Below are 1161 nucleotides of genomic sequence, written 5' to 3'. Positions count from 1 at the left end.
TGACTCGCTGATTAAAATTTCGCGGATCTGGGCCGATTTTTTTCCCGCAAACACATCGAATCAGCCTATTTAGGCTATTTTTTCCACCATTTCTGGCGTTATTTCCGGTTTTTACTGAGATCTCTCCCACTGACGTATCATTTGGTCCACCCGAAACAGGTTGGCCAGGGTGAATAACATCGCCAGTTGGTTATCGTTTTTCAGCAGCCCCTTGTATCTGGCTTTCACGAAGCCGAACTGCCGCTTGATGATGCGAAACGGGTGCTCCACCCTGGCACGGATGCTGGCTTTCATGTATTCGATGTTGATGGCCGTTTTGTTCTTGCGCGGATGCTGCTTCAAGGTTTTTACCCTGCCGGGACGCTCGGCGATCAGCCAGTCCACATCCACCTCGGCCAGCTCCTCGCGCTGTGGCGCTCCTTGGTAGCCGGCATCGGCTGAGACAAATTGCTCCTCTCCATGAAGCAGATTACCCAGCTGATTGAGGTCATGCTCGTTGGCCGCGGTGGTGACCAGGCTGTGGGTCAGGCCACTCTTGGCATCGACACCAATGTGGGCCTTCATGCCAAAGTGCCACTGATTGCCTTTCTTGGTCTGATGCATCTCCGGATCGCGTTGCTGCTCTTTGTTCTTGGTAGAGCTGGGTGCCTCAATGATGGTGGCATCCACCAAAGTGCCTTGGGTCATCATGACGCCTGCTTCGGCCAGCCAGCGATTGATGGTCTTGAACAATTGACGGGCCAGTTGATGCTGCTCGAGCAGGTGGCGGAAATTCATGATGGTGGTGCGATCCGGCAGGGCGCTATCCAGGGATAATCGGGCAAACAGGCGCATGGAGGCGATTTCGTACAGGGCATCTTCCATGGCACCGTCGCTCAGGTTGTACCAATGCTGCATGCAGTGAATACGCAGCATGGTCTCCAGCGGATAGGGCCGTCGGCCATTGCCCGCCTTGGGATAAAACGGCTCGATGACAGCGGTCATATTCTGCCATGGCAGAATCTGCTCCATGCGGGAGAGGAAAATCTCTTTTCGGGTCTGACGGCGCTTAGTGCTGAATTCACTATCGGCGAAGGTGAGTTGATGGCTCATGATGTCCCTCTGGGATGCGCTCCGGATGAATATGATGATCTCATATCAGGAACTTGTTCGCACCTTCCC

General features: G+C 54.1%; 1 protein-coding gene. It reads right to left on the bottom strand.

Annotation, left to right across the window (positions count from 1 at the left end):
* Nucleotides 1-111 precede the first annotated feature (111 nt).
* On the bottom strand, nt 112-1092 hold the full coding sequence (locus ACKLKD_RS27860; protein ID WP_000019450.1) for an IS5-like element ISKpn26 family transposase: 981 nt from the start codon (nt 1090-1092) through the stop codon (nt 112-114).
* Nucleotides 1093-1161 lie beyond the last annotated feature (69 nt).

Origin of the sequence: Klebsiella sp. 10982 (assembly GCF_048589245.1) — a bacterium.
Lineage (GTDB): Bacteria > Pseudomonadota > Gammaproteobacteria > Enterobacterales > Enterobacteriaceae > Klebsiella > Klebsiella quasivariicola.
Note: the sequence above shows the minus strand (reverse complement) of the source record. Positions and strands in the feature narration are given on the sequence as shown.